The sequence below is a fragment of the Psychrobacter sp. 2Y5 genome, assembly GCF_051847375.1.
Classification (GTDB): Bacteria; Pseudomonadota; Gammaproteobacteria; order Pseudomonadales; family Moraxellaceae; genus Psychrobacter.
On record NZ_JBPYDA010000008.1, the window covers coordinates 39,884 to 65,929 of the forward strand.

A 26,046-nucleotide genomic window follows, 5' to 3' on the forward strand; every position below is an offset into this window, starting at 1 on the left:
CTGCGCCTTGCAGCTTCACTGACCCTGATAGTTAGCGTGGTTAACTCGCTATGTGATTGAAATTGTTATTGTTATTTTTGTCAGTATCCTATATATTTGCTGCCATCTGTTTTTGTTAAGCGCTCTAGGTGCTGCCCCTTTCGTTTTAGGTATCGATCTTCTATGAACAAACCGCTCACTCCAAATACTGAACAGGTCAATCGCATATTTATGCGGCGGATTATTATCCTTGGAGTGCTGATTTTTTTGGGTTTGAGCGGCTTGATAGTGCGTTATGGATTTTTACAGGTCTATGCTCACGATCGGTACAGTACGCAGGCGGACAATAACCGTATTAAGCTGATCTCTGCCCCGCCTAGCCGCGGCTATATCTATGATCGTAACGGTATTCTGCTCGCGGATAATCAGCCGGTATTTACCGCGATGATTAACCCTGATGTTGTCGAAGATCCTGAACGCGTTCTCGCGCTACTCGCTCCTATTTTTGATTTGAGCGAGAATGATATTACCGATATTTTAGCGCGGTTAAATAAAAGCAAAAGAGACCCTGTCACCGTCAAAATCGACTTAACGGAGACCCAACTAGCACAGTTTAGTGAGCGTAAGCCTTTTTTTCAGGGTGTGACTATTCAAAGTAAGCTTACCCGCTCTTATCCTTATGATGAACTGTTTGCTCATGTGATCGGTTATGTTGGCCGGATTAATGATAAAGAAACCAAGCGTATCGATAAGGATCGTTATGCGGGTACAGATCTGATTGGCAAAATCGGTATCGAAGATTATTACGAGGATATCTTGCTAGGCGAGCCCGGCTACCAGTCGGTGGAGACTGACGCCCATGGTAATATTCTCCGTCAGTTGGAGACTAAGCCGCCTATCGCTGGCAATGACATTACCTTGAGCTTGGATTATGGTCTACAAAAAGTAGCGCAAGAGCAGCTAGACGGCAGGCGTGGTGCTATCGTCGCCATAGATCCTCAAAATGGTGATGTGCTAGCCTTTGTGAGTAACCCAAGCTACGATCCCAATCCTTTTATCTCTGGTATCTCGTTTAAAGATTACGGTGCACTACGCGACGATATCGATCAGCCACTATACAATCGTGCCTTGCAAGGTATGTATCCACCAGCGTCTACTATTAAGCCTTTTGCAGGGTTAGGCGGTATCCATTACGGTCTGCGTAATTGGGAAACCACTATTTATGACCCCGGTTATTTTAGCTTGCCCGGGGACTCACATCGTTTTCGCGATTGGAAACGCGGCGGTCATGGTACCGTTGATCTTAAAAAATCGATTATGATGTCTGTCGATACTTATTATTACAAGCTGGCTTATGAGATGGGTATTCAGCGCCTGCATGACTGGATGGCTGAGTTTGGTTTTGGCGAGCGCACCGGTATTGATTTGCCTAACGAAAAGTCCGGCATTATGCCTTCGCCTAAATGGAAAAAAGATCGCTATGATAAAGACTGGCTGCCGGGCGAGACGATCTCGGTGAGTATCGGTCAAGGATATTTTTTAGCAACACCGTTACAAGTCGCTAATGCTACCGCGATGACGGCTAGCAAAGGCAATCATATCACGCCGCATCTACTAAAAAGCAGTGAAGGTGCAGCAGCAGTCAAAGTCATTAGCAAACCTGATGGCAAGATTGCTTATAATGGTAAGCCATCCGACTGGCTACGCATGCATGATGCTATGGAAGACACGGTGAAGAGTGGTACCGCACGTGGTATCTACACCAAGAAGTATCGTATCGCGGGCAAAACCGGAACCGCTCAGGTAAAATCCATTGCGCAGGGTAAAAGTTATGATAAATCGGCTCTCGATAAACGCCATTGGGATCATGCTTGGTTTACCGGTTTTGCGCCAGTAGAGAATCCAAGCATTGCACTAGCGGTACTGGTTGAAAATGGCGGCGGCGGTAGTGCTGTTGCCGCGCCTATCGGACGAGAGCTCTTTGATTACTGGGTGATGCAGCGCAGTAAAGACCCTATTATACCGCCGACCGCAGATCAGCTAAAAATCATCAAGCGTCATAAAGCGATAGAAAAAGCGCGCCTTGATGCTATTCGTGAAGCGGAGGCGAAAGCAGCAGCCGAAGCGGAGGCTGCGGCTTTGGAAGAAAAGGCTCTGCTAACTGCCGCTACCCCTACTCTCTAAAACAACCTTGATTTAACCTTTTTTATTATGAAAAAATCCTCAGCAGTACGCCAGTCGCCAGCCCAAAAAGCAAGAGTATCAAAATCAAAGACTGGTAGATCAAAAGACGCCACATCAAAAGCGCAACCACAAGCCGCAGGTTGTGTCCGTATCATCGGTGGTCAGTTTAAGCGGCGTAATGTCACCTTTATCGATGGTGAAGGCCTGCGTCCAACTCCAGATCGCCTGCGTGAGACGCTATTTAATTGGCTACTAGCGGATATTCATGGCGCGCGGGTATTAGACAGCTGCGCGGGTAGCGGCGTCTTAGGTTTTGAAGCTTTGTCTCGCGGCGCGGCGCATTGCACTTTTATTGAAGCCAACCCAGCACAAGCACAGCGGCTCTCACAGAATGCTGAGCAGCTACGTCTAGAAGCGGACAGCTTTAGCATAAGGTCTGGTAAAGCTGAAAATGTACTGACACAAAAACAGGATTTCACCCAACCGTTTGATATTATCTTTATCGATCCGCCGTACGCAGACGATCTGTGGCAGCCTATTTTGAGTACGCTAATCGAGCAAGAACTGCTCACAAGCGAAACCCTGATTTATTTGGAAGCCGATAAAGACTTAACTGTTCAATTGGCGCAATTAGCCGAGACTCTAAGTGATAATAAGGATGTGCAGTCAATAACTGGTTTTACTTGTCTAAAACAAAGCAAAGTAGGTCAAGTTGTTGCTGGACTTTATCAGCTGTCAGCGTCATAATCATCTCACTGCTTTTTACTATTGTCACAACATCTCATCAAGAAATAATGATAATGTGTTAAGATCTTTAATGCCAAAAAGTACAAAACCTGCTGAATATGACTGTTTAATGTAATGCAGGACAAAATAAACCCCATTGGCGCTTGCAAGCAGGAGCGCTACTGCTTATAATGTGCAGTCTGTTTTTTGAGAGCCCCGTTCCCAGCTAAACTCTCAACGAATTCTAAATTTAAGGTTTTATCATGAAAACACTTAGTGCAAAACCAGCTGAAGTGACCCATGACTGGTATGTTGTCGATGCTGACGGCAAAACCCTTGGTCGCTTAGCCACGCAAATCGCTACTCGCTTACGTGGCAAGCATAAGCCTTCTTTTACTCCGCATGTTGATACTGGTGACTTCATTGTCGTCATCAACGCTGATAAGATCACAGTAACGGGTAAAAAAGCGCAAGATAAAAAGTACTATCGTCACAGTGGCTACCCAGGTGGTATCAAAGAAACCAACTTCAATAAGCTGCTTGCACATAAGCCTGAAGATGTTCTACACAAAGCAGTTAAGGGTATGCTTCCAAAAGGTCCTCTTGGCTATGCGATGATCAAGAAGCTGAAACTATATGCGGGTACAGAGCATCCACATGAAGCTCAGCAACCTAAAGAACTAGACATCTAAGGATAATTTTATGGAACGCAATTACGGAACTGGTCGCCGCAAGACGTCTACCGCTCGTGTATTTTTAGCGAAAGGTAACGGTAGCATCGTTGTCAACGGCAAGCCACTTGATGAATATTTCAGCCGTGAAACCTCACGCATGGTTGTTCGTCAGCCATTAGAGCTACTTGAATCCCCTACTGCTTACGACCTTTACATCACTGTAAAAGGCGGCGGCATCAGTGGTCAAGCAGGCGCGATTCGCCACGGTATCACTCGTGCCCTAATCGAGCTTGACGAAACCAACAAGCCTGCACTAAAAGCAGCTGGTTTTGTGACTCGTGACTCACGTCAAGTTGAACGTAAGAAAGTCGGCCTACGTAAAGCACGTAAGCGCCCACAATTCTCAAAACGTTAATCAAAGCTATTGCTTATTGGTTTGCTACTCTATTGCTCGTCAGATAGTATTAAGAGTGGCAGCTAGTATTAGCATAGATTTGCACAACCTTATAAGTAGCTCGCTGCTTATAAGGTTTTTTTGTGGAAGAGAGCTAATGGTCGATAAACTGGCTTGGCTCAAGCGTAACCTGCCGTTTAATGCTAAGGGTATAAACAAATGCGCTGAGTTAAAGCGCTAGCCTACAAAACTCTGCTGCAAGCAAAACTCATCTTGTAAAGCAAGCTCATCTACCCCATCATAATAGCAACTTTTATTACAGCATCCTTATTATGAAAGCCCCTGAACAATACGATCCTAGTAAAGCTAAAAATAAAGCCAACCCGCAACATGGCGTCTCTAGCCAGCCAGCAAAATCGCCGGCTCTAGCTGTGGGTACGCCAACCATCACTGAGACACAAAAAAAAACCGCTCAAGCTGAAAAAAAGCCTTTTCAGTGGCAGTTTTTATTGCCGAAGTATTGGGGTATTTGGTTAGCTTTAGCGCTAGTATTACCGATGGTCTATTTGCCACTACGTTATCAGTTTTGGCTAGGCCGTAAGCTAGGTGTTTTGGTGTATAAAGTAGCGGGCTCGCGTCGCCGTGATACGCTGATTAACCTAAAGCTTGCGTTCCCAGAAAAACCGGAAGTTGAGCGGACACTGATGGCCAAGCAAGTGTTTGTCAATCAAGGTATCGGTGTGTTTGAGACTTTATGTGCTTGGTTTCGGCCTAATGTGTTTACTAAAACGGTATCGATATCGGGGTTGCAGCATCTGGTTAATGCGCAAAATGAGGGGCGCGCGGTCATTTTATTGGGTGCTCACTACACCATGCTCGATTTAGGCGGCTTGCTCTGTACTCAGTTCTTTGCCACCGACTGTATGTATCGCACGCAAAATAACGCGCTACTGGATTGGTTCATCTACAACGGTCGCACGACTATCTTTGGTAAGCAGATCTCTAGCCGCGATATGCGCAGCTTAGTTGATTCGATCAATGAGGGTCATGTGATTTGGTACTCACCCGATCAAGACTACGGTCTCAAGCAAGGGGTGATGGCACCATTTTTTGGGGTACCAGCCGCCACTATTACTATGGCGAGACGCTTGGCAAAGCTTGGCAGTAAGACCCATCCACCAGCAGTAATGGCGCTGCATACTTATCGTCAGACCCCTGACAATCTACCTCGGGGTAAACGCCCGCATTATCATCTGACTATTACCCCAAAGCTTGAGAACTATCCAAGCAATGATGAGATCGCCGATGCCACACGGGTCAATGAGATACTAGAGAGCCTAATCCGTATCGATCCGACCCAGTGGATGTGGTTTCATCGGCGCTTCAAACATGGTCCAAAGGGTCGCACGGATATTTATAAATAAAAGGCTTCATCACCTAACAGCGTGTTATTGCACCCTCAATATCGCTGCTAAATTTGCTATACTCTGCTACTGATATTTTGCGCGTAAGCGTAGGTATCCCCTCTAATAAAAACTAGTATCAACACAATGGACTTCTTATGAGCGATAATAATTCGGCCTCTTCACCACAAAGCAAACGCATCTTGACTGGTATAAAACCAACCGGCATTCCGCATTTAGGTAACTATGTTGGTGCTATTCGTCCAGCGATAGAGTCCATTCAAAACAGCGATGATGAAGCGTTTTTCTTTTTAGCAGATTATCACGGGATTATCGGCTGCTATGATCCCGCTATCATTCATGAGTCTACTAAAGCCATTGCCGCGACTTGGCTGGCCTGCGGTCTTGACCCTGAGCGCGTGACTTTTTATCGGCAGTCCGATGTTCCTGAGATCACCGAGCTAGCTTGGATCTTGAACTGTTCTTGTGCGAAAGGGCTTATGAACCGCGCCCATGCCTATAAAGCGGCGGTCGATATCAATACTGAAAAAGCGGACGTTGATCCTGATCAAGGAATAACGATGGGTCTGTTTGGCTATCCGGTGCTGATGGCAGCTGATATCTTGATGTTCAACGCCACTCATGTCCCTGTAGGCCGCGATCAGATCCAGCATATCGAGATGGCACGCGATATCGCCGGCACCTTTAACCATAGATACAAGCCTTTATTTACGCTACCAAGTGCGGTGGTCGATGACGACATCCCACTACTTACTGGCCTTGATGGCCGCAAAATGAGCAAGAGCTATAGCAATACCATTCCGCTATTTGGTGAGGCTAATGGGCAAGTGAGCTCAGAGAAGCAAATGCACAAAGCCATCATGAAAATTGTCACTAACTCACAACTTCCTGATGAGCCAAAAGACGCTGATGCCTCAGCTATCTTTGAGATTTATAAAGCCTTTGCAACGCCGACAGAGATCGCTGATATGCGCGCGCAATTTGCGGCCGGTATCGGCTGGGGTGATGCCAAGCAAGTCTTGTTTGATAAAATAAACGATGAGATTGCACCCTTCCGCGCGCGTTATGAAGAGCTAATGGCCAATCCAAAAGAGCTAGAAGAAATCTTGCAAATGGGCGCAGACAAGGCCCGCCGTCACAGCCGTAAACAGTTAGATAAAACGCGCCGCGCCATCGGTATTCGCCCGCTAGCTAAACTCAAATAATCCGTTAGCTAGTCAGCCGATAAAGATGCCTTCAACGATTAGTTTAGCGCCTGATACTGCCTCTGATTTAACCAACCAAGGTTATGTTCATGCAGCTGATGCCACGCTGCGAATTTATCAAACGCCAGTAGCAAACCTGCCAGAGGACCTATATGTGCCGCCTGGGGCGTTTGCCATTTGGCTTGAGCAGTTCGCAGGGCCGTTAGATTTTTTATTGTATTTAGTCAAAAAAAACAATGTCGATCTAACACAGATGGATATTCTGCCGATTACTGAGCAGTATTTGGCTTATATCAGCGAGCTTGATAGCGATCATTTTGAACTCGCAGGCGACTACCTATTAATGGCTTCGACTTTGATTGCGATCAAGACAGAGCTACTACTACCAAAAGCGCAAACCCCAACCGATGAGCGCGATCCCAAAGCTGAGCTGATTGAGCGCTTAGAGGCCTACGCGCAGATTAAGGAGGCAAGCCGGCGCTTAGATGCGCTAGTTCGCCTGGAGCGCGATGTATTCTTAGCGATGGTCAGTCTACCGAGCTTTGAAGTGATGCAAGCTGAACTACCTAGCTACTCACCCACCCTACTGATCGATAGCTTATTTAAGATGCAATTGCAGCCTGATTATCAAATGCATAGCATCAAAGTCGATGCGGTACCTTTATCTGATCGGATCGCTAGCATCAGTCGCCAATTAAGCACTGGCAGTGCTCGCTCCTTTTATCAGCTATTAGACAAATCTCAAGGAAAAATCGGCGTAGTAGTAAGCTTTGTGGCAGTGTTAGAGCTGATGAAAAGACAGTTAGTGGGTGTGGTTAATAGTGATGCAGAAGGTGATAAAGAGACCAGCCAAATAAACTCGTTAACTTTACAATGGTTGGTGTAGGGTTCGCGGTTGGAGTTAAACTTACCCCTAAACAGAGCAAACATGGTAAAAAATAACGATATTTCTAATGCTAAAGACCATAGCTTACAGATAGAGGTGCTGCTACATGCCTCAGATGCGCCACTCACTGAGCAAGCGCTAAAAAGGCATTTATCTTTATCAAATAAAGAGCTGGAGCTGGCCTTAGTGCAATTACAACAGCGCTTAACCTCTAGTGTGTTAAGACTACATAAAACCGCAAGTGGCTATCGGCTACAAATTGCTGATGATTATAGCGCGCTTATTCAGCGTGTGTTTCCACAGCGGCAACAGCGTCTTAGCCAAGCGCTGCTTGAGACACTAAGCGTCATTGCCTATAAGCAGCCCGTCACTCGTAGCGACATCGAGTACGTGCGCGGAGTGACGTTGTCGAGTAGTCTGTTAAGGCAGCTGTTCGATAAAGGCTGGATTATGGAAGACGGCTATAAAGACACTTTAGGGCGTCCAGCCCTACTGCATACTACCCCGCAGTTTCTGGACGCTTTTGGATTGACAGCTTTGGACGAGCTACCACCAATGCCTGATTTTTCCGCGATAAGCGACGCGGCTTCGCATTACCCGTGAACCGGCTCATGGTAGCTTCGCCTTCTGCACATATACCGTGCATACTAATAACCATCTTAACCGTCTTAATCAATATGATGAGATCCAACCACAGTGTTTGGTTGTCAACGTACCAAGTATCAAGCTCAAAACGCTTTTGCCAACTGATACTATTGCGACCATTGATTTGCGCGTAACCTGTGACCCCTGGCAGCACCAAATGCCGGCGAAACTGTTCTGAGTTATATAGGGGCAAATACTCCATAAGCTGAGGACGTGGGCCTACTATACTCATCTCACCTTTGAGCACGTTCCATAGTTGTGGCAACTCATCGAGACTGCTCGCTCGAAGTTTCTTACCAAAATCAGTTAATCGGTACTCATCAGCTAATAGCTTACCTTCAGAATCTTTTTCGTCACTCATCGTGCGAAACTTAAAGATTTTAAAGGGTTTACCATTAAGGCCGGACCGAGTTTGACAGAATATAACAGGCGATCCAAAATTCCTCCTAACCTTGTACGCTACCAAAAGATACACAGGCAACAGTAGAATTAAGACCGTAAGAGCAAGACTGAAATCGAGGGTTCTTTTAAACATAGTTAGACCTCATCAGTTTTTGACATCTCCTAAAGCCGCTATACCTCTTTTTTAATCAGCTATATCAGGACATGTAAATGTAAAAATAAAGAGCAATTAGATTCGATTGTTCTTAAAACGATGACTCATAATTTCGTTGTATTGTGAAAATCTAACCTAAGCCCATCTCCGCTATCATCTGAGTGTTTACTTTTTTGACGTCATACTTATCTACCGCGATGTTTCTAGAAGCTAAGCCCATTTGTTCATACAGATAGGGATGGTCTATAAACTGGCGCATGGCACTTGTTAATTCATTAATTGCTTGCACAGGAACTAAATACCCATTTTTGCCAGAGACCACCGTTTCTCTACAGCCCGGAGCATCGGTGGTAATAATTGCTCGCCCCATGGACATAGCTTCTAACACCGAGCGTGAGGTACCCTCGCGATAAGATGGCAATACATACACCGAACTTGCTGCTATAGCAGGACGAACATCGCTAAGTTTTCCCCAGTAAGTGATATCGCCGTTCGCTATCCACTGATCTAACTGTGCCTGCTCAATCGCTGCTGGATTGTCATCTATCCAGCCCACAAGATGAAACTCAGCATTACAGTGATCCTTTTTTATACGTTTGGACGCTTCAATATATTCCAACACCCCTTTATCTTTGAGGAGTCTGGCGATTAATAAGAAAGAAGGTTTGACGCGATTGCACTCATCTCTTGGTAACGGCAACACCTCAAAGTCATGTAGATCAACGCCTGAGCCATTGACCACTACTGTTGGAATAGTTGACTGCACTATATTTAGTTTTTTGAATAAATTTAAGTCATCTTTATTCTGAAAAAACACTTTAGAAGACTTAGCTAATGCTTGTTGATATAGCGCGTGTACAAACCTCTGGAATACGCTGCGCTTATTGGTTTCTTCTACTTGCTGAAAGGTATACCCTAAGCCCGATATCAGCACAAAACGATAAGGTACTTTGGCAAGCCATGCGGCTAACGTTCCGTACACCACAGGCTTAATGGTGTAAGAAAGTACATATTGTGGTTTGATTTTGTTTAGGATCTGATAACTGGCCAAAAGCGTCTTTATATCTTTTATTGGATTAGTTCCAACGGGCTGCATAGTGATCTGATGAACGTGATAGCCGAGGCCTTTGAGCGTATTATGATCTGTAGCATAGTCCTCTAAGGCAGGAGCAACGACATGTATCTCATAGCCTAATTGAGCAATAGACGCCAAAAGCTTGCCTCTAAAATTTAAGACGTGAGGCAAATAGTTAGAAAATATTAAAAACCTTTTCATAGTAGTCATAATGTCTTCAACTTAGTTTTGAGTCATATTGAAAGGACAGTTGTGAAGGTTATTATTGAAACCAACAATCTAAGACCTATATCAGCGTTTGTATTTGTATATTCGTATATTTAAATATATGAATATACTATAGGTAATATTTCTAAGGATTACAATAGAAAAGACATAAATAATATTTCTATTTATGTCTTGAGAGAGAAATTATTGAGAGGTTTTTTAATCTATCTTAGTGGACGAGTTTTGTTTAGCAGGGTTTTTGTTTTCGAATAAAGTACGAATGTCACAATCAGCGCAGACGAATAAGACATAAATCACGACAAATACATAGCGGTATCGAACCGCGGTACCATAGTTTGCAACGACTAAGCCGTAGACTGACATCGATAGCACCATAAATAACAACCAAAATGCTAGTTTATCAGGGCTTTTTAACCAAGCTTTACGCGTGATCAAAAATAAAATAGCAAGAATAAATAGATTCTCAAAAGACTGTAATAATTGTAAAGCATTACTCGCCTCCCAAACAAAGGGTTTTGATAAGAAATACAGCCCTGAAGTTAACCCTTGAAAGACAAAGTCGGATGCTCCTGAGATGAGACTGATCTTATCTGGATCACCGCCATCCTCTACAAACATAGCGACCCTAAACTTATTGACTAACGGGATAGCGACAGGCGCGGAGAGCAGCAAAGCGGCAAGACTGATTGCGCCGATGATCAAAGCCTTGACCAATCCCATACCCTTTTTTGCGACATTAAAAATAAAGTACAGCAGGACTATAGGAGCTAAAATATAAAAATTCTGAAATTTGATTAGATAGACGGGAATGGTACAAAGAGCACTTTTAATAAACTTAGATTCTCGAGCAAAAACGATCGATAAAATCATAAAAAAGAAGATTGGCGTTTCTCGTAAGCTCAAAGCAGTATATAAAGCAACACTAGGAAACAACAGATAAAACCATACGGATACCTTAGTAAAGATATTTTTGACATACAAAACTAAGAATAAGACGATATAAAGAAAGGTATTATAAAACCCTAAACTAATGGCAGAAACGGGAGTAGGAAATGGCATGAAGGCAAAAAAAGCACTGGCTTGCAACACGTTTTCACCACTCGTTAGCGCCTCCATAATCCCTATCTCGCCCGTCCTTATCGCATTGACTCCGCGCCAATACCGGAACTGATCGCCCATATAGGACGTACTAAATAGCACATCATTTAAGACGAAAGGTAGCAAACAGTGTAAGGCAAGGACGACTTGATAGTTAGAGGGCACCCGAAACTTATAACCAGCAATCACAATCAATAACAAGCATATCAAAAAGCTAGGCAAATCAAAGAGCCTAATCCCTAAAAATCCATATGAATAAATCCAGCTTGGGTCTGTCATTAGATTTTCTCTATGTTGTTTTTTGAATATTGTAAATATTAAGCAGACTAATAATACTTAGCAGACTAACCATAATTGAAGCGGCGCTCTATATCATCTATGAGATACGAGTTTAAAAACATCTGCTAATAATGGCGCCTGCACCTGTAAAGAGTAAAAGTCTCTCACTGATTTCTTGCCGGCATCGCCGAGTAATTGTCGCCTTTCTTTAGAGTGTAATAATTTATACAATGCCCTATCCCACTGCTCTAGGCTATTGGCTAGATAACCACACTCACAGCTAGTGATGATATCTACATTGACCCCAACAGGGCTAGCCACTACTGGCTTGGCGCAGGCCATATATTGAAGGAGTTTATAACCACACTTCCCTCTCTCCCACGGACCGTCTATCAATGGCATAATCCCAATATCAAATTGCTCAATATAGCTTGCCTCTGTGCTCTCACTCCAAGAGAGTATCTCAACCTCTAGCCCATCAAGCTTATCTTGCATTTGCTGAGTAGAGCCGACCAAATGTATCTTAAAGCTGACTTTCTTTTGTAGCTCTAAAAACATCTCTTTTAACTCTAAAACGTATTTTTCAGTGGTTGGCGAGCCAATCCAACCAATGATAGGGACTTCGTTATCAGTCTCTATAGCTTGATAGCGGCGGTTATCGAGCACCGTTGGGATAATGACCACCTTCTTGCTTGCTGAGCTGGCGGCACGCTCTGCAAGATAAGCGTTCCCCGCGATAACTGTCGCGGCATTATGCATAACCTTACTAATTTTATTCGATAATAAAAGCCTGACCATCTTATGGTTCGAGAAGTCATAATTATGAAAAACAGCATCATCATAATCGACGACATAGGGCTTTCCTAACTTAGCGATGAGAGCCTCTGCCCAAGCTGGTAGATAAGGAAAAAGCTCTTTTTCTATCCAAATAACATCATATCTTTTGAGTGTAAATAGCTTATACAGCCTAGCTAAGTAGCACTGCAATACTTTGGCGGTAGAGCGACCCTTGCCAGCATACAACTGATGTAAATAGTCACTGTCATAAAGTGGAAAGACATCAACCGTTATTTTTTTATCTTCTAAAAAGGGTAAATACTGCATAGAACGTAAGCGACTACTAGCGCCCATACGCGTATGCCTAGAGAATAAAGCCACTTTGAGTACTTTATCTTTTTTCATGAGAGGTTATCCCCCTATAGATTTGACGATAGCGCTCAGCGCCTTTATCCGCAGAGAAATAATCATCGGCAGCATCTCTGCAGCGTTGACTTAACTGGTTATCTTGGTAAAGGATGTCCAACTTCTCTAACGCTTCATCAATAGCGCGTTGACTGCCGTCCTCTATAACGACACCGACTTGATACCTCTCGATAAGGCTTGCCATATCTCCTACGCCCCGATTACCAATGACCGGAATACCGCAAGCCAAAAACTCTCCTAGGCGGGTTGGCGCTGACCCTAACTTACTAATGCCTGCGGTAAAATATAGTAACCCCGCTTTGATATCGGCAATATTTTTTGCAATATCATTCGGGCTTGAGCTGAAAACTTCTAATTTTGAGGGCTCGATCTCATACTTTCTCGCCATTGTCCGTAGCGTTTGCGCTGAATCTCGGGTCACAATCTTAAAAGTTGCACTTTTATCTTTTTGCAATTGCGTTTTTAGCGATAAAAACAGCCAGTCTAAGTGATACCAGCCACTGATGACCGTGCCCATAGTGCCAAGCTTTCTATCCTCTATGGCGATGGTAGATAACTTAAATCTCTCCAGATCAACACAAGTGGTAATGACAGAGAACTTCTGAGTCCTTAATTGCGGCTGTTGTTGTTGCAAATAATCAACCGCCGCTTCGGTAAGGCTGACCACATGCGCGGCATCTTTGAGGAGCTTGGTCTCCAACCATGCCAGTACTTTATGGACCACGCTATGACGAACTAGCCGGCCGGCCTCTATCATCTCCTCAAGCCACAAAGCGCGCATATCAAAAATAAAAGGCACTTGGGTTTGTTTACCCACCACCCAAGCTGCTATCGCTGGTATATAACTACGGCAATGGATATAGTGCGCGCGATTAGAGCGCGAAAACTGCCAAGTGTAATAAAGCAGAGCCGATAAATCCCATAGCGTCGCTAATAACCTAGGCTTGTGATGATAGGTTTTAGGCTGCCAGTGAATGCCATAGTGCTCACACTCTGTTTTTAGCGCTTGCAGCTCATCAGTCTTTGCTAGATCCGAAGCCTTTTCAAAGCTGATGATAGTGAATTGATATTCATCAGCGAGACGTGACAGATAAGCCAATATCTGCGAGCGACCTAAAGGCTCAAGTAAGCCCGTATAAGAGAGATAAAGCACTTTTATTTTAGACATAGTTGTTTATCCCCTCAGGAAACATGACGTCTAAATATTGATTGGCTATTTTTTCTAGCGAGAAGTCAGCGGCTCGGTTCTTTAGTACTTGTCCATCATGAGATTGCTGTAAGGATTCAAGCATGGCTTTTGCTAACGCGTCAACGTCGTCAACAGGTACTAACGTTCCGTATTTTCCGTCTGCAAGAATTTCTCTCGGACCAGACTGACAATCGGTAGAAACCACAGGAACACCGGCAGTCATAGCTTCTACTATGACATTGCCAAATCCTTCACAATTAGACGATAAAACAAATAGATCTGCTCGTATATACTCAGCAGCGACATCTTTTTTAAAACCAACCAAAGTCACATAGTCTTGTAAACCTAGCCCTGCAATCAACTCCTCTAACTGACTTCTTAGCTCTCCATCGCCGACTATGACTAGCTCAGCATCGATGTTCTCTAAAAGCTTAGCAAAGGCTTTAATCAGTAAAGCTTGATTTTTTTGCCATTTAAGTGAGCCGACATTAATTACTCTACAACGTTGTTTAATAGTGTTTTCTGCTGCCTTGTCTTCTATAGGCATATCAATCGGATTATGAATCACATTAAACTTAGTGTTAGCAAGCCCTGCCAACTGCTTGATATCTGCTGCCACCCCATTAGAAACTGCCAAGCGTACGTCAGCTAAAGGGTAGACCCACTTAATAGTCTGCGCTAATATCTTCTTTCTATGCTTACTATATTCAGCAGTTGAAAGCGACAAAGTAGTATGGTCGCTGACTACCACGCGCCCCCTACATCTTGACAGTCGAAATGCAATAGTGGCTATCACGGTTAAAGGCCACATAACCGCAATAAGTATTTCAGGATCATTGTTTCTTAAGTATGACAAAAGAGGCGCAAACGACCCTCTTATTTTTTTACTATTGATATCAATGACACGAACCCTTTCATCTAAAGTATCCAATAGTTCACCTTGCTTTTGAATAAGGATCACATCGACTGCAAAGCCCCGCTGAATAAACGCAGTTGATAAACTCACAAACACCTTCTCAGCCCCACCGCCGTCGAGGTTTGGCAAAAATATGGCTATTTTTCTTTTGCATTTATCACTCACTTTTGCGGTCTCCTATAGTGATAACGTCAAGACCTTGAATATCATTTAGCTTATTGACTCTATAATGAAGCAAGTAGTTGGCATAAGCGCTAGCTGCCTTCGCTGCTGTCCATTGTTTGCTATAAAACACCCGACCGCTATCAATGTCATCTTGCTTAACATTAGGTAAGTCCTCATTGCGCGTAAAGCTTGCAATCGCTTGCAGCAACAGATCATGGCCGTGGGTCATCACCTTTTGATGTAACTCTAGTAAGCTCTCATTACCGAGTAGCAAAGTTCTTTCAGTACATATCAAATTACCGCTATCTATGCCTTCATCTAGCCACATAATGGTATTGCCTATCAGCTGAAACTCTTTGTTTGCTAAGCACCAGTTGGTACAATTAGGACCGCCTTTGACATAAGGAGAGAGACCGGTATGCAGATTCATTATTTTGCCACTAAGAGCAATGTTTTTTATCAGCTCCGCACCTAATAGGTTGGTTCCTGAGACGACGACTAACTCAGGTTTGGTTGCTGCTACTAAGTCTACAACGGCCTGCGCATTGACATCATCAACCACTAAACGTTTAACCGAGCTCAGGGCGCTGAGATCTTGTTGAAAGCTCGCCTGCATTTTTCGCCAGGCAATAGCGAGCGGCAAAGACAGTATTTTTTTCATTCCTTGAGATAGAAGACGACTTCTTATAGCCTTTTTTGCAGTGCTTTTTTTATTCACAATGACTACTGCATCTAAAGCAAATTTACGATTTATGCGTTCACATAAATACTTATGATTAGGCTGATCGCCTATGAGCGCTATAATTTTCATGTGATTAAAGCCCTCCTACCAAAGGATTTATACTTCGCTTCATCCATAGTATGAGCATCAAAGGTAAACCGATTGAACACCCCGCTCTTGCTGGTACTATATTTATCCCCTACCAGTAATATATGATCAACCCCTTGCCCTTTTGCCTGATGTACTTGCTGCTGTGTCGCACTACCATTGGGAAAGGCGTAAATATTACAATCAAGCAATAGCTCCTCTAAAAAATACGCCTTACACCTTTTTATATCCTCTAGAAAGTATGCTTCATGCTGATGCTCCATCGACAGATGCTCATAAGAGTGAGCGCCGATTTCATGTACAGCTGAGATCTCTAAGATGTCTTTTTTGCTCATGGCTGATGCACATAGAAACTCCGGATAATTCAACAAAAAATCTAGTAGTATTTCTCTTTGCGGGATAAACTGCGCCGCTGGCAGATATTTAATCGCAAAAGATGCTTTTCGGCCTACCTCATGTCTATCGCCATCGGTAGCTATTTCTAAAGGTATTTTCTTTAGTAGCTCAGTAGGCGCTTTACCAATGAAGTCTTGCAGTAGCACATTGACAGGAGGCAAGCCCGTTTCAATACAATAAGGAATGACATTTTGATTAACACGTATCTTATGCTTATCTAGTACTGGCACTGCATACTCTATAAAGTCTTTATAGCCATCATCAAACGAGAGGATAAGCTTAGGTTTACGGGTTTGTATCTGTTCAAAGTCAGCAAACAAGCAAATATGAAACTCTGTTTTTAAATAGTTAATAAGCTCGTCAAATAGCGCTGGCGCTAACGCATTATAGGTACTGCCGTTATTAGGAGAGACTCTATGAAGATTCAGCACCGTAACCACCTCGTTGCTCACTAGTCTTTTTTTTCTAGCGCGCAATCTAGCCGTCGTTGTCAATGTACGAAATGCGAGGGTCTTGAGCGAGTAACTTTTCATTGCTTAAATCTCTCTCGTTATTTATTAAATTCACTTACCCTTATATACTTTATACCACAAAAAGCGTGCGGATATTTTATACAGGCTTTGGGATAATTAATAATTCGGGATGATTATTCACTAGCTATTGAGCTAATCATCACCCAGCAAGTCAATGAAATTAATATCCTTATGACCTCTTAATGAATATGCAGCAGTGGTATCGTAGTGATAGACAGTTAATCCGTCTTTGCTAACGCACTGCATATAGTTTAAAACCGCCTCTGCTGGACTATTAAGCCTAATGACTTTTGCGTGGTTTAACCAAAGCTTTTCGCGCGGGTGCATAATGTACAAATCAGTGCTCGCCATTAGCTCTACTGCTTTTCGTCTTAACTTCGTTTGCTGGCATTCACTAAAGTCTTGAAAGGCGGTGCCTAAAAGGATAGCGCTAACCTGTGCTGGCAGCTTATCTAAATCTCTTTGATCTAATAGCTTGCTCCAATCCCACTGCAGAGTCATTACTCTATCTTTTTCGACAATGTTTTCTAAATCAGCGAATACTGTGTAGTGCCGCTTACTCCTAGTTCTTAAGTACTTAGCGCCGCCCTTAGGAAATAATAGTTTAGAAAGCAGCCCTTTAAGACCTGGCCTAGCCAAAGGCGTCTCGCAAAAATACTTTGATGTTTTTAAAACATTATAGGAGCCATCATCAAAAGTATTAATCTGAGCAAAAGGGAATAATTTAGCGGCAAGGGCAAAGGTAAAACTATCAACACCGGCCAAAAAAACCTTCCCTTTTGTCAAAGACGCTATCATCTGCATCAAAATATATTTAGCAACGTTCTTCAAAAACTTATCATTAGCAAATACATCTATACTAAAAACCGCATTTTTTTTAATTTTATCGTAGGTCGCATAAACTTCAGGCGCATCTTCGTTTTTATGATCAAAATAACAAATGACTAAAATATAAGAGCTTACTTTTTCAACACTGAGAATCTCTTCTATAATCAGAGATTGCAGTCTGGTTCTTACCATAAAAATATTCATCTTAATCGCCCCTTATGTCACCATCTGCTAAGCTTAATAATTCTGCTGATCTCGGCTACTAATATGAGATATGTATATTTATTATTGACTACATCTCAGACTCGAATAGCCCCGCTATACTATCGCTAGTCACCGCGGTATTCGCCTCGACGTTTTGTTTAAGCCTTCTTCCTATAATCTCATGCAGATATTTCGGCGCTAAGCCAAAACCTGGGCGTACGCTACGGACAGAGTCCTCAGTTATGATGTCGCCTTCATCTAGGTCTTTTATAAAATACAGTGAGCGCCGAAACTTGGTATTGGTTTTTTCACTGGCTTTTCGGCTGTAATTTACCTGCCCAAGCGCTTGCCAAGCGGTTTTGCTATCACGGCATAATTGATTCAAACCTGCAGGCTCCAGCGAAAAGCTATCATCAGGACCACCGCCATGACGATCGAGGGTGAAGTGCTTTTCGATGATAGAGGCGCCAAGGGCAATGCTAGTAATCGCTGTGGTGTTATCCAAAGTGTGATCAGACAGACCTGTGACCAGCCTAAAGCGCTCAATCATGTCTGCTAGGGTACGCAGGTTGTAATCTGCCGCAGGCGCAGGATAACCGCTGACGCAGTGCAAAATAGCAAGCTGCTTACAGCCGCCGACACGCGCCGCCTCTATCGCTTCTGCTATCTCTTCGGCATTAGCCATACCCGTAGACATGATCATCGGTTTGCCCGTACCCGCGACATATTTGATCAGAGCTAAGTCAACGACTTCAAAAGAGGCTATCTTATAAGCAGGAGCGCCTAGATCCTCTAGCAGATCGACTGCAGTATTATCAAAAGGTGAACTGAAGATAGTTATACCAATCTTACGAGCATAATCAAAAAGCGGCTTATGCCAGTCCCAAGGGGTATGAGCCCATTCGTACAAATCATATAAAGTGCGCCCGGCCCACAGCCCCTCAGTGATCTGAAAATCCGGTAGGTTTGACTTTAAAGTAATAGTATCCGGTCTATAGGTTTGTATTTTTACCGCGTCGGCGCCGGCGCGTTTGGCCGCCTCAATAATACGCAAAGCCACCTCAAGCTGGCCATTATGGTTGGCTGACATCTCGGCGATGATATAAGGCGCTTGCCGACGGCCTATCACCCGACCATTGATATGGATATTACTCATCATTTGCCTTCTCCAAAGTCATCTTATATCGCTGCCCATATAGGTCGATGTATGCCGGAAAGCGCTCAGGATCACAGACTCGTATCTTATCGAACTGGCTTGCTATACTCTTAAAAGGATCAATTACACTATCTGCTGGAGTACGCTTTGGATAATAGGTCGGCGCTATATTTGGGTCTTGCGGCTTAGCTAAGACACTATTAAAGTGATCAATAGCAAAATTAATCAGCTCAATCTCCTTTGTAAATAGCTGCTCGTTTATCTCGTTCCATAGTGCATGTTTGGGAACTTGAAACTTTAGCTTCTGCCATATTTTGCCGCTATCGACCTTGTCAGCAGCTTCTAATAGGCTCAAAGTGAGCTGCTCTTCTCCCTCTAAGATGCTCCAGATATGAGGGCTCCACCCTCTGCCTTTTGGTAAGTCGCTAGCATGCAGTACTAAACAGCTGGTATAAGCCATGCGCTCTTGGCTAGTGATAATCTCTGTACAGGAGAACAAAAATAACAAGTCACCGCCGGACAGATCCTGTTTCTGATGTACTAGCTCTATCTCATGCTGACTGTTATTCTCTTGCATCCAAGCGTATAGATAGACATTGATAGGATGTCTTGAGTCACTGCATAGGAAACTGACTCTCATAGTCTCTCCTTTATACCTAAAACAAAACCCTTGCGAGACGTGATGCTCCTAATCCATCATTAATGCTACTAGCCACCCTACCCATCTCGCTCATCTTAGCTACAACTGACGCTATACAATGCCCAAGTGCTGAGGGCTCAGCCTCTAGTACTGCTAAATCAAAGCGCTGTGCAGCGCTTACCTCCTCTAAAGCGTCAGCAATAACTCGTTGATTATCTGCTAGTACTAACATAATCGTCGGCAGTCCGAGACAGCACCTCTCCCATGAGGTCGACCCTGCCGCGCCGATAGCCAAATCACTATTGGCCATGAGCTCAGCCATGTTATCTACTGCTACCTTCACCACCGTAGGCCACGGCATGATTGCGGCTTGTTGCTTTACCGCTGCAATCGATGGCGATGTCGAACCCATAACTACAGTAATGGTGCAATAATCAGGCAGCGCTTTTGTTTGCAGCGCTTTTAAGACTTTACTAGTGATATTGTCTTTATCGACGCCGCCTAAATTAATCAAAATACTTGTAAGCTTATTATGCTGTCGCCGCTCTAAGCTATATTCTCGCCACTTAGCAAACTCAGGTCTGAGTAAGGCATACATAGACCCGCAGAGTACCTGACACTCTGCGGGAATCAAGGCGGCATAGTCTTGTAGATTGCGGCCGAAATTTTGGTCAAGTAATACCTCGCAAGCGTGCTCTCGGTCTGCCAGATCATCGATAACCATCAGCTTTTTGCAAAAGGGGTGCAGTTTTTTCTCCCATCTCGCATCTAAAGCGTAGTGATCAACGATGAGCCAATCAGGTTGTAGCGCCTCTACTATCGAGCGACTAAGCTCAGCATCTCGGTATTGCGAGCTTGCTAACCAGTGACTATGAGTGAGTGTAGGAGCAAGAGATGACCGGTCTTGTGACTCAATAGTTAAGCTATCTTCCAAAGGCAACGCATACACGGGATAACCCTGCTGCCGTAAAACCTCGATTAAATTACCCTCATGCTGACGGCAGATAAAAAAGCATTGAGCTCCTTGACGAGCGAGCTCATCCGCTAATGTTAGGCAGCGCATTGCATGGCCAGAGCCTATTTGGATAGAAGCGTCACAGCGGAACCCAACTTTGTAGCCTTGCTCTTTAATAGTGCGTGTAGTCATAGCGAGTACTCACTGGCTAGTACTAATGCCTGTGCCATCTTTAAGTCATCATAATCGTCTATATCTATGGCGCTTTTTTGGGACATCGGCTCAAAGGTATGATGGGGTGAATAGAAGGTTTTATGAGTCAGCAAAGCTTGCACTGTCGATATCCATACTGCGCCCGTCGGACAGTAAAGCTTTGGTAAGTCTTGCGAGCGCTGCGTCAATGCTTCAGAAAAAATCTGTGCAGGTCTACCGATTTCATCAATAGTTGCCGCCCACCATGGATTCATCCAGCCATATTCAAAGCAGCTGATCTGCGCGCTACGCTGCTCAGTCTCAAATACCGAAACCAAGCTTTTTATATCTTCGCTGGTGCGCAGTGGACAGTTGGCCATTAATTGCACTACCATTTGGTACTCTTCTTGCCAATGAGCCATAGCTTGCCGTAAAGCAAGAATAGTGGCTTCGCTGACGCTAGCATAATCATCGGCGCAGCCTGTTCTGAAAAAAGGTACTTCAGCACCAGCAATTCTGGACACCTCAGCTATCAGCGAGTCATCTGTAGATACTAGAATGCGATCAAACAACTCTGAATCCTGCGCCGCTTTAATCGTCCACACAATCATTGGCTGACCATGAAAATCAGTGATGTTTTTCTGCGGGATTCGTTTTGAGCCGCCGCGAGCCGGAATAATAGCAATTCTAGGTTTTACCATAAGGTCCACCCGCCATCAGCTTGGATAGTTTGCCCATTAATCGCCTTACAGTGTGCTGAAATTAAGAAATCTAAAGGTCCTATAATTTCTGATTCAGATAGCATGCGGCCACTGGGAGTAAGCTTCCCATATCTGGCTTCAAAGCTCTCATCAACACGTCCGCTGACCCCGCCATAGGCGATACAATTGACCCTTATGTCTGCTTCCGAATAGCGTACCGCTAGCTCCTTGGTTAGATGTATCAAGGCCGCTTTAGCAACCCCGTATTGAATAGGCGACTGTTTTGGATAGTCTTTGTATAAAGCGGGATTGGCAGCGACGATACCGTATTGCGAACCTATGTTAGTGATTGTGACAAGCTCGCTTGGCTGAATATTGAACAGCGCCATTGACAGCTCATAAGGCACCACCACATCTAGCAAGTACTCGGCCAAAAAGTCTTCGCGGCTGGTCTGACCTGATGAGTCGGTCTGCAAAAATGAGCGACTACGCGCATTATTAACTAAGTGATTGACGCGATATCCGTCATCTTTAATGCGCTGAACCAACTCTAGTACTGCTTGCGGTTGAGTGAAATCTACTATGAGCGAAATCAGACGACTGTCATCAGCCAGCTCTTTTATTAAACTATCGGCATTATTTTGAGAAGTAGTGGTAAATAACACCTGCCAGCCTTTATTGGCAAAATGCTTAACAAATTGCCGACCAAACTTACCGGTACCGCCCGTGATTAAGATTGACGTTGTCATTGGCAACCTCTCTCAAGCAGTTTCACCACTGTGGTATTGAATGCTCTATCTGACATTACCTTGTTGTCTAAGATACCTTGTATAAAAGCTTGCAAAGCGCTTTTAAAAGCTGAGAATGAGTCGGTAAAGGTAAAGTCTTGCCAAGTATTAGTACCAAATACTCTAATAAATATTGGGGTTTGCACCTCACCCAGCGCAAAAAAGCTAGTCTGTATACCACTGCTCCAAGAAACCTTTAGACTACCTGAGCTATCACCTCTATTGGTAATAGGAACCGTCATCTCGATTGGCTCGTCTCCCTTGGACAGCATATTTAGTACCGGCTCAATGATATGAACGGCATATTTAGACCAAGGCTTTGGGGTAAAGGCGGCAATCTGTTTGATATCCCCTAGGTTTTGCCTGTCTGCTGCGCTCAGTGCTAACTGCTCGCTATATCTAAGCGCTGAACAGGTAAAAATCTGCCCTGGGTATTTCTCTAAAGCGTAAAGCTGATTTAACCCATCAATAGATAAAGCTATGGGCTTGTCGATATAAATAGGTAGGCCTGCCGCTAAGAAGGGTTTAGCAATTCGTAAATGATTGTGAGCATCATCACGTGCCAAAAGAATGGCATCAACTTGTCCGATCATATCGGTGTAGCAAGACATGACTTGCTCGATTCTGGCCGCTTTGGCAATATGCTTAGAGAGCGCTATATCTTGTGTCCATACTGCAGTGACTTTAGCGCTGCTAATTTGACTCGCAGGCCAGTCCTGTTGCTGCAAATAGCGCGGTATAACAGGATAGCCACACTCTTCCATTGCCATGATGTCATAACCATTAAAAATAGCACTCCACGAATAAGGATGGCCGTTACCCTCAGAGGATCCTATGACGCCTAATCTTAAAGTCATAGCAGCCACCTCGATGGGTTAAGTAAATCCTCATCTGTGCAGTATAAACGCTCAGGAATGGCTATCTTAGGCAGACTACTGGCGGTAATAATCTGTTGCAGCTGATGAGCGTTGTCCACCCCAACTATAACTTTATCAATATCGACTTGCTGAGTCAGATAGCTCAGGCAGGCTTGTAATGCAGAGAGGTTTTGTTCGGCCAACCAGTCGTGATAGGCCTTAATAAGTGGCAACCATGGCGTAAAATATACTGGAATCTTAGCGCTTGGCATCAGTAACAGACCTTGCAAAAAAGCCGATCTGCTATGAATGGCAACGCCTGCTTTTTTGAGTTGACTAAGCATGTCCGTGTGCTCCATTCGCCTATCAAATAGGCTTACAGGCGCTTGCACCACATCAAAATCAAAGCTTTTTAGCAGCTGAAACAGCTCATTAGGACTATAGATAGAAACGCCAATATGATCGACTAACCCTTGTTCTTTAAGTCTCAAGAGCGACCGATATAGCGCTTCTCCGACTGGTTCAAGCAGCTGGGCTGGCCGGTGCAGTAATAAACCATGTAATTTGCTGGCCTGTAAGCGCTTTAATGAAACGCGCACTTGCGCTCTTACCCACTTCTCTATATTTAGACAATCATGCGGCACCTCAGGTAGCTTGCTGACTAGATTGAATGTCGTCAGATTTTGCTGCCCTAACACTGCTTCACTATCACCATAACTAATGGCGGTATCAAGCATAGTGATATCAGCGGCGCGGGCAATATCTATTATTTCTTTAACCGTAGCGCTTGAGGCTTTACCGGTCATATTAGCAACGCCGTAGGGCAGGCCGAATTGCGCGGTTCCTAGGGCAAGCTTGTGACTGGGCGCTAAGCTATGCATCCTCTACCCCCAGTATGGCTTTGAGTACCGAGCAAACCTGGTCTTGCTGCTTCTCAGTCAGCGCCGGATACATAGGTAGGCTCATCGCTTCTTTATAGTAGCGCTCAGCTTGCGGAAACTGACCGGCCGTAAAGCCCATCTGTTGATAATAAGGCTGCCTATGTACAGGAATATAGTGCAAATTGACCATAATGCCGGCAGCGCGCATGGCATTGAAAGCAGCAAGATGGCTAGTAGTATGGTTTTCTAAAGGTATGCGAATGACATATAAGTGCATAGCAGAATAACTGTCTGAATGTTGCCATGGCAATATAATCGGTAGGTTTTGGAGTCGTTTATCATAACGCTCTGCAAGCTGATGACGTTTGTTAACAAACTCTGCTAGCCGCTGCAGCTGCGATAAGCCAAGAGCCGCTTGCAGCTCTGTCATGCGGTAGTTGAAGCCCAGATCAATTTGCTCATAATACCAAGGGCCGTCGATGGCCTGCGTCATTAGCGGCTCATCGCGAGTGATACCGTGGCTACGTAGCAAGCGCAGTTTTTCTACTAGGCCTGCGCAATTGGTCACTGCAGCCCCGCCCTCAGCGCTAGTGACTATCTTGACAGGGTGAAAACTAAAGATGGTAATATCGCTATAGCGACCATTACCAATAGGCGCATCTTGATATCTACCGCCGATCGCATGTGAGGCATCTTCAATGACGCTGAAACCATACTTTGTTGCCAGCTTAGCTATCGCTTGCATATCGCAAGGTTGACCACTGAAATGGACAGGAATCACTATTTTAGGTAACTTACCCACTTTTTTTGCGGCGATTAGTTTTTTTTCTAATGCCTCTGCACAAAGGTTATAGGTGCGCGGGTCGATATCTACGAAGTCCACTTTAGCGCCGCAATACAGTCCGCAATTAGCCGTCGCCACAAAGGTATTTGGCGTTGTCCACAGCCAGTCCCCTTGACCCAAACCTAATGCTAGGCAAGCTAGATGTAAAGCAGAGGTTGCGCTGTTTACCGCGACCGCATATCGCGCATCACAAGCTTCGGTAATGGCCTGCTCAAATGCGGGAACCTGAGGCCCTTGGGTCAAAAAATCTGACTGTAGCGCCTCAACCACGGCATCGATATCCTGCTGACTGATAGTATGGCGACCATAAGGAATCATTTATATACTCCCTATTTTTTCATGGTTGATTTCCATCCATCCTTGCAGCTCATCATCAGTCATCCATTCTGGATTGCTATCACTGGTGTAAACGAAACCTTGCGAGACTTTTTTGCCATCTTTGATACGTTTTGGACAGGAGGCCCAATTATTAATCATGGGTAAGATTTTGAAATGTTCAGGGTACTCGTAGGTGTAGCAAGCATCTTCACTACTAATCATCTGCTCATGCAGCTTCTCACCTGGACGGATACCTATTATTTGCTGCTTAGCCTCTGGAGCGACCACTCGAGCTAAGTCTGCCACTTTCATCGAAGGTATTTTTTTGACGTAAATCTCGCCACCGACCATATCCTCAAACGCGTGCCATACTAACCTCACCCCATCCTCTAACGAGATCATAAAACGCGTCATACGAGGATCGGTAATCGGCACTACACCTGTGTCTTTAATCGACATAAAAAATGGAATTACTGAACCACGAGAGCCCATGACATTACCGTAGCGAACGATTGAAAACTTGGTACCATGCTCCGCAGAACCGCAATTGCCAGCGACGAACAGCTTATCTGATACCAGCTTAGTCGCGCCATACAGGTTAATCGGGCTACTGGCTTTATCAGTAGATAGCGCTACTACGCCTTTGACCGTTTTATCGATACAAGCATCAATGAGGTTCATGGCGCCATGAATATTGGTTTTTACACATTCAAAGGGATGGTATTCTGAGGTAGGGACAATCTTAGTAGCCGCAGCGTGTACGACATAATCGACAGTATCTAAAGCGCGGTATAGTCGCTCCTTATCACGGACGTCGCCAATATAAAAGCGCACTCGCTCATCATCTTTAAAATTTTTGGCCATCTCCCACTGCTTCATCTCGTCCCGTGAAAAGATAATTATTTTTTTTGGATTATACTTTTCAAGGGTCATCCTGACGAAGGTATTACCAAAAGATCCTGTACCGCCAGTTATAAGAATGGTGCTATTACTCAACATGTAAAATCCCTCTACTAGTTGCAAGCTCGATAATGCACTATTTGACGTTTGTTTATTAAAATCCCTTTAACAAAACTATAACACATATATATGTTAAAT

The 26,046-nt window shown here is 44.2% G+C and carries 25 protein-coding genes and 1 pseudogene; 8 read left to right on the forward strand and 18 right to left on the reverse strand.

What is annotated here, in order from left to right:
• Window positions 1-162: 162 nt before the first annotated feature.
• The 8 genes from mrdA (at window position 163) to scpB (ending at window position 8,075) form a co-directional block, all read left to right on the forward strand.
• Complete coding sequence (gene mrdA / locus ACS8E3_RS09310; RefSeq protein WP_439243565.1) at window positions 163-2,163, forward strand: penicillin-binding protein 2; 2,001 nt, start codon at window positions 163-165, stop codon at window positions 2,161-2,163.
• A gap of 27 nt (window positions 2,164-2,190) precedes the next feature.
• Entirely contained in the window at window positions 2,191-2,910 is a 720-nt protein-coding gene (rsmD, locus tag ACS8E3_RS09315; protein WP_439243568.1) for a 16S rRNA (guanine(966)-N(2))-methyltransferase RsmD, read from the forward strand.
• A 242-nt stretch (window positions 2,911-3,152) separates the two neighbouring features.
• Window positions 3,153-3,581 (forward strand): 50S ribosomal protein L13, encoded by a 429-nt coding sequence (gene rplM, locus ACS8E3_RS09320; RefSeq protein WP_439243570.1) that lies wholly within the window; start codon window positions 3,153-3,155, stop codon window positions 3,579-3,581.
• Between the two features lie 10 nt (window positions 3,582-3,591).
• Window positions 3,592-3,978 (forward strand): 30S ribosomal protein S9, encoded by a 387-nt coding sequence (gene rpsI, locus ACS8E3_RS09325; protein WP_439243572.1) that lies wholly within the window; start codon window positions 3,592-3,594, stop codon window positions 3,976-3,978.
• A gap of 311 nt (window positions 3,979-4,289) precedes the next feature.
• Window positions 4,290-5,381 carry an LpxL/LpxP family acyltransferase gene (locus tag ACS8E3_RS09330; protein ID WP_439243575.1) on the forward strand — a complete coding sequence of 364 codons (1,092 nt, stop codon included), beginning with the start codon at window positions 4,290-4,292 and terminating at the stop codon, window positions 5,379-5,381.
• Window positions 5,382-5,518: 137 nt separating this feature from the next.
• Window positions 5,519-6,586: a tryptophan--tRNA ligase gene (trpS, locus tag ACS8E3_RS09335; RefSeq protein ID WP_439243578.1), complete on the forward strand. Its 1,068-nt coding sequence runs from the start codon at window positions 5,519-5,521 to the stop codon at window positions 6,584-6,586.
• Between the two features lie 25 nt (window positions 6,587-6,611).
• Window positions 6,612-7,472 carry a segregation and condensation protein A gene (locus ACS8E3_RS09340; protein WP_439243581.1) on the forward strand — a complete coding sequence of 287 codons (861 nt, stop codon included), beginning with the start codon at window positions 6,612-6,614 and terminating at the stop codon, window positions 7,470-7,472.
• Between the two features lie 42 nt (window positions 7,473-7,514).
• Entirely contained in the window at window positions 7,515-8,075 is a 561-nt protein-coding gene (gene scpB, locus ACS8E3_RS09345; protein WP_439243584.1) for an SMC-Scp complex subunit ScpB, read from the forward strand.
• Here scpB and ACS8E3_RS09350 read toward each other — a convergent pair.
• The 18 genes and pseudogenes from ACS8E3_RS09350 to pseB all read right to left on the reverse strand — a co-directional run.
• Window positions 8,065-8,652 (reverse strand): annotated as a pseudogene (locus tag ACS8E3_RS09350) (sugar transferase); the annotation flags it as partial. The gene scpB and the pseudogene ACS8E3_RS09350 sit on opposite strands and share 11 nt — an antisense overlap.
• Before the next feature lie 151 nt (window positions 8,653-8,803).
• Window positions 8,804-9,949: a glycosyltransferase family 4 protein gene (locus tag ACS8E3_RS09355; protein ID WP_439243826.1), complete on the reverse strand. Its 1,146-nt coding sequence runs from the start codon at window positions 9,947-9,949 to the stop codon at window positions 8,804-8,806.
• Between the two features lie 225 nt (window positions 9,950-10,174).
• A complete protein-coding gene (locus tag ACS8E3_RS09360) occupies window positions 10,175-11,353 on the reverse strand; it encodes a hypothetical protein (protein WP_439243586.1) in 1,179 nt (392 codons plus the stop codon).
• Window positions 11,354-11,446: 93 nt separating this feature from the next.
• On the reverse strand, window positions 11,447-12,535 hold the full coding sequence (locus ACS8E3_RS09365) for a glycosyltransferase family 4 protein (protein WP_439243588.1): 1,089 nt from the start codon (window positions 12,533-12,535) through the stop codon (window positions 11,447-11,449).
• Window positions 12,522-13,724 (reverse strand): glycosyltransferase, encoded by a 1,203-nt coding sequence (locus ACS8E3_RS09370; RefSeq protein ID WP_439243590.1) that lies wholly within the window; start codon window positions 13,722-13,724, stop codon window positions 12,522-12,524. Before ACS8E3_RS09370 ends, ACS8E3_RS09365 begins: the two co-directional genes overlap by 14 nt.
• Window positions 13,717-14,826, reverse strand: coding sequence for a glycosyltransferase (locus ACS8E3_RS09375; protein WP_439243592.1), 1,110 nt, complete (start codon window positions 14,824-14,826; stop codon window positions 13,717-13,719). The genes ACS8E3_RS09370 and ACS8E3_RS09375 overlap by 8 nt, the downstream gene beginning before the upstream one ends.
• Window positions 14,819-15,637: a formyltransferase family protein gene (locus ACS8E3_RS09380; protein ID WP_439243594.1), complete on the reverse strand. Its 819-nt coding sequence runs from the start codon at window positions 15,635-15,637 to the stop codon at window positions 14,819-14,821. The genes ACS8E3_RS09375 and ACS8E3_RS09380 overlap by 8 nt, the downstream gene beginning before the upstream one ends.
• A complete protein-coding gene (locus ACS8E3_RS09385) occupies window positions 15,634-16,482 on the reverse strand; it encodes a polysaccharide deacetylase family protein (protein WP_439243596.1) in 849 nt (282 codons plus the stop codon). The genes ACS8E3_RS09380 and ACS8E3_RS09385 overlap by 4 nt, the downstream gene beginning before the upstream one ends.
• Window positions 16,483-16,716: 234 nt before the next feature.
• Window positions 16,717-17,616, reverse strand: coding sequence for a glycosyltransferase family 52 (locus ACS8E3_RS09390; RefSeq protein ID WP_439243599.1), 900 nt, complete (start codon window positions 17,614-17,616; stop codon window positions 16,717-16,719).
• 88 nt (window positions 17,617-17,704) lie between these two features.
• Entirely contained in the window at window positions 17,705-18,775 is a 1,071-nt protein-coding gene (pseI, locus tag ACS8E3_RS09395) for a pseudaminic acid synthase (RefSeq protein WP_439243603.1), read from the reverse strand.
• A complete protein-coding gene (locus ACS8E3_RS09400) occupies window positions 18,765-19,412 on the reverse strand; it encodes a formyltransferase family protein (protein ID WP_439243606.1) in 648 nt (215 codons plus the stop codon). The genes pseI and ACS8E3_RS09400 overlap by 11 nt, the downstream gene beginning before the upstream one ends.
• 16 nt (window positions 19,413-19,428) lie before the next feature.
• Window positions 19,429-20,559 (reverse strand): UDP-2,4-diacetamido-2,4,6-trideoxy-beta-L-altropyranose hydrolase, encoded by a 1,131-nt coding sequence (pseG, locus tag ACS8E3_RS09405; RefSeq protein WP_439243608.1) that lies wholly within the window; start codon window positions 20,557-20,559, stop codon window positions 19,429-19,431.
• Window positions 20,556-21,260 carry an acylneuraminate cytidylyltransferase family protein gene (locus ACS8E3_RS09410; protein ID WP_439243611.1) on the reverse strand — a complete coding sequence of 235 codons (705 nt, stop codon included), beginning with the start codon at window positions 21,258-21,260 and terminating at the stop codon, window positions 20,556-20,558. The genes pseG and ACS8E3_RS09410 overlap by 4 nt, the downstream gene beginning before the upstream one ends.
• On the reverse strand, window positions 21,254-22,009 hold the full coding sequence (locus tag ACS8E3_RS09415) for an SDR family oxidoreductase (RefSeq protein WP_439243613.1): 756 nt from the start codon (window positions 22,007-22,009) through the stop codon (window positions 21,254-21,256). The genes ACS8E3_RS09410 and ACS8E3_RS09415 overlap by 7 nt, the downstream gene beginning before the upstream one ends.
• Window positions 22,006-22,905 (reverse strand): Gfo/Idh/MocA family oxidoreductase, encoded by a 900-nt coding sequence (locus ACS8E3_RS09420; protein ID WP_439243616.1) that lies wholly within the window; start codon window positions 22,903-22,905, stop codon window positions 22,006-22,008. Before ACS8E3_RS09420 ends, ACS8E3_RS09415 begins: the two co-directional genes overlap by 4 nt.
• On the reverse strand, window positions 22,902-23,786 hold the full coding sequence (locus ACS8E3_RS09425) for an aldo/keto reductase (protein ID WP_439243619.1): 885 nt from the start codon (window positions 23,784-23,786) through the stop codon (window positions 22,902-22,904). The genes ACS8E3_RS09420 and ACS8E3_RS09425 overlap by 4 nt, the downstream gene beginning before the upstream one ends.
• Window positions 23,779-24,948 carry a UDP-4-amino-4,6-dideoxy-N-acetyl-beta-L-altrosamine transaminase gene (gene pseC / locus ACS8E3_RS09430; protein WP_439243622.1) on the reverse strand — a complete coding sequence of 390 codons (1,170 nt, stop codon included), beginning with the start codon at window positions 24,946-24,948 and terminating at the stop codon, window positions 23,779-23,781. The genes ACS8E3_RS09425 and pseC overlap by 8 nt, the downstream gene beginning before the upstream one ends.
• Entirely contained in the window at window positions 24,949-25,947 is a 999-nt protein-coding gene (gene pseB / locus ACS8E3_RS09435) for a UDP-N-acetylglucosamine 4,6-dehydratase (inverting) (protein ID WP_439243624.1), read from the reverse strand.
• Between the last annotated feature and the right edge of the window lie 99 nt (window positions 25,948-26,046).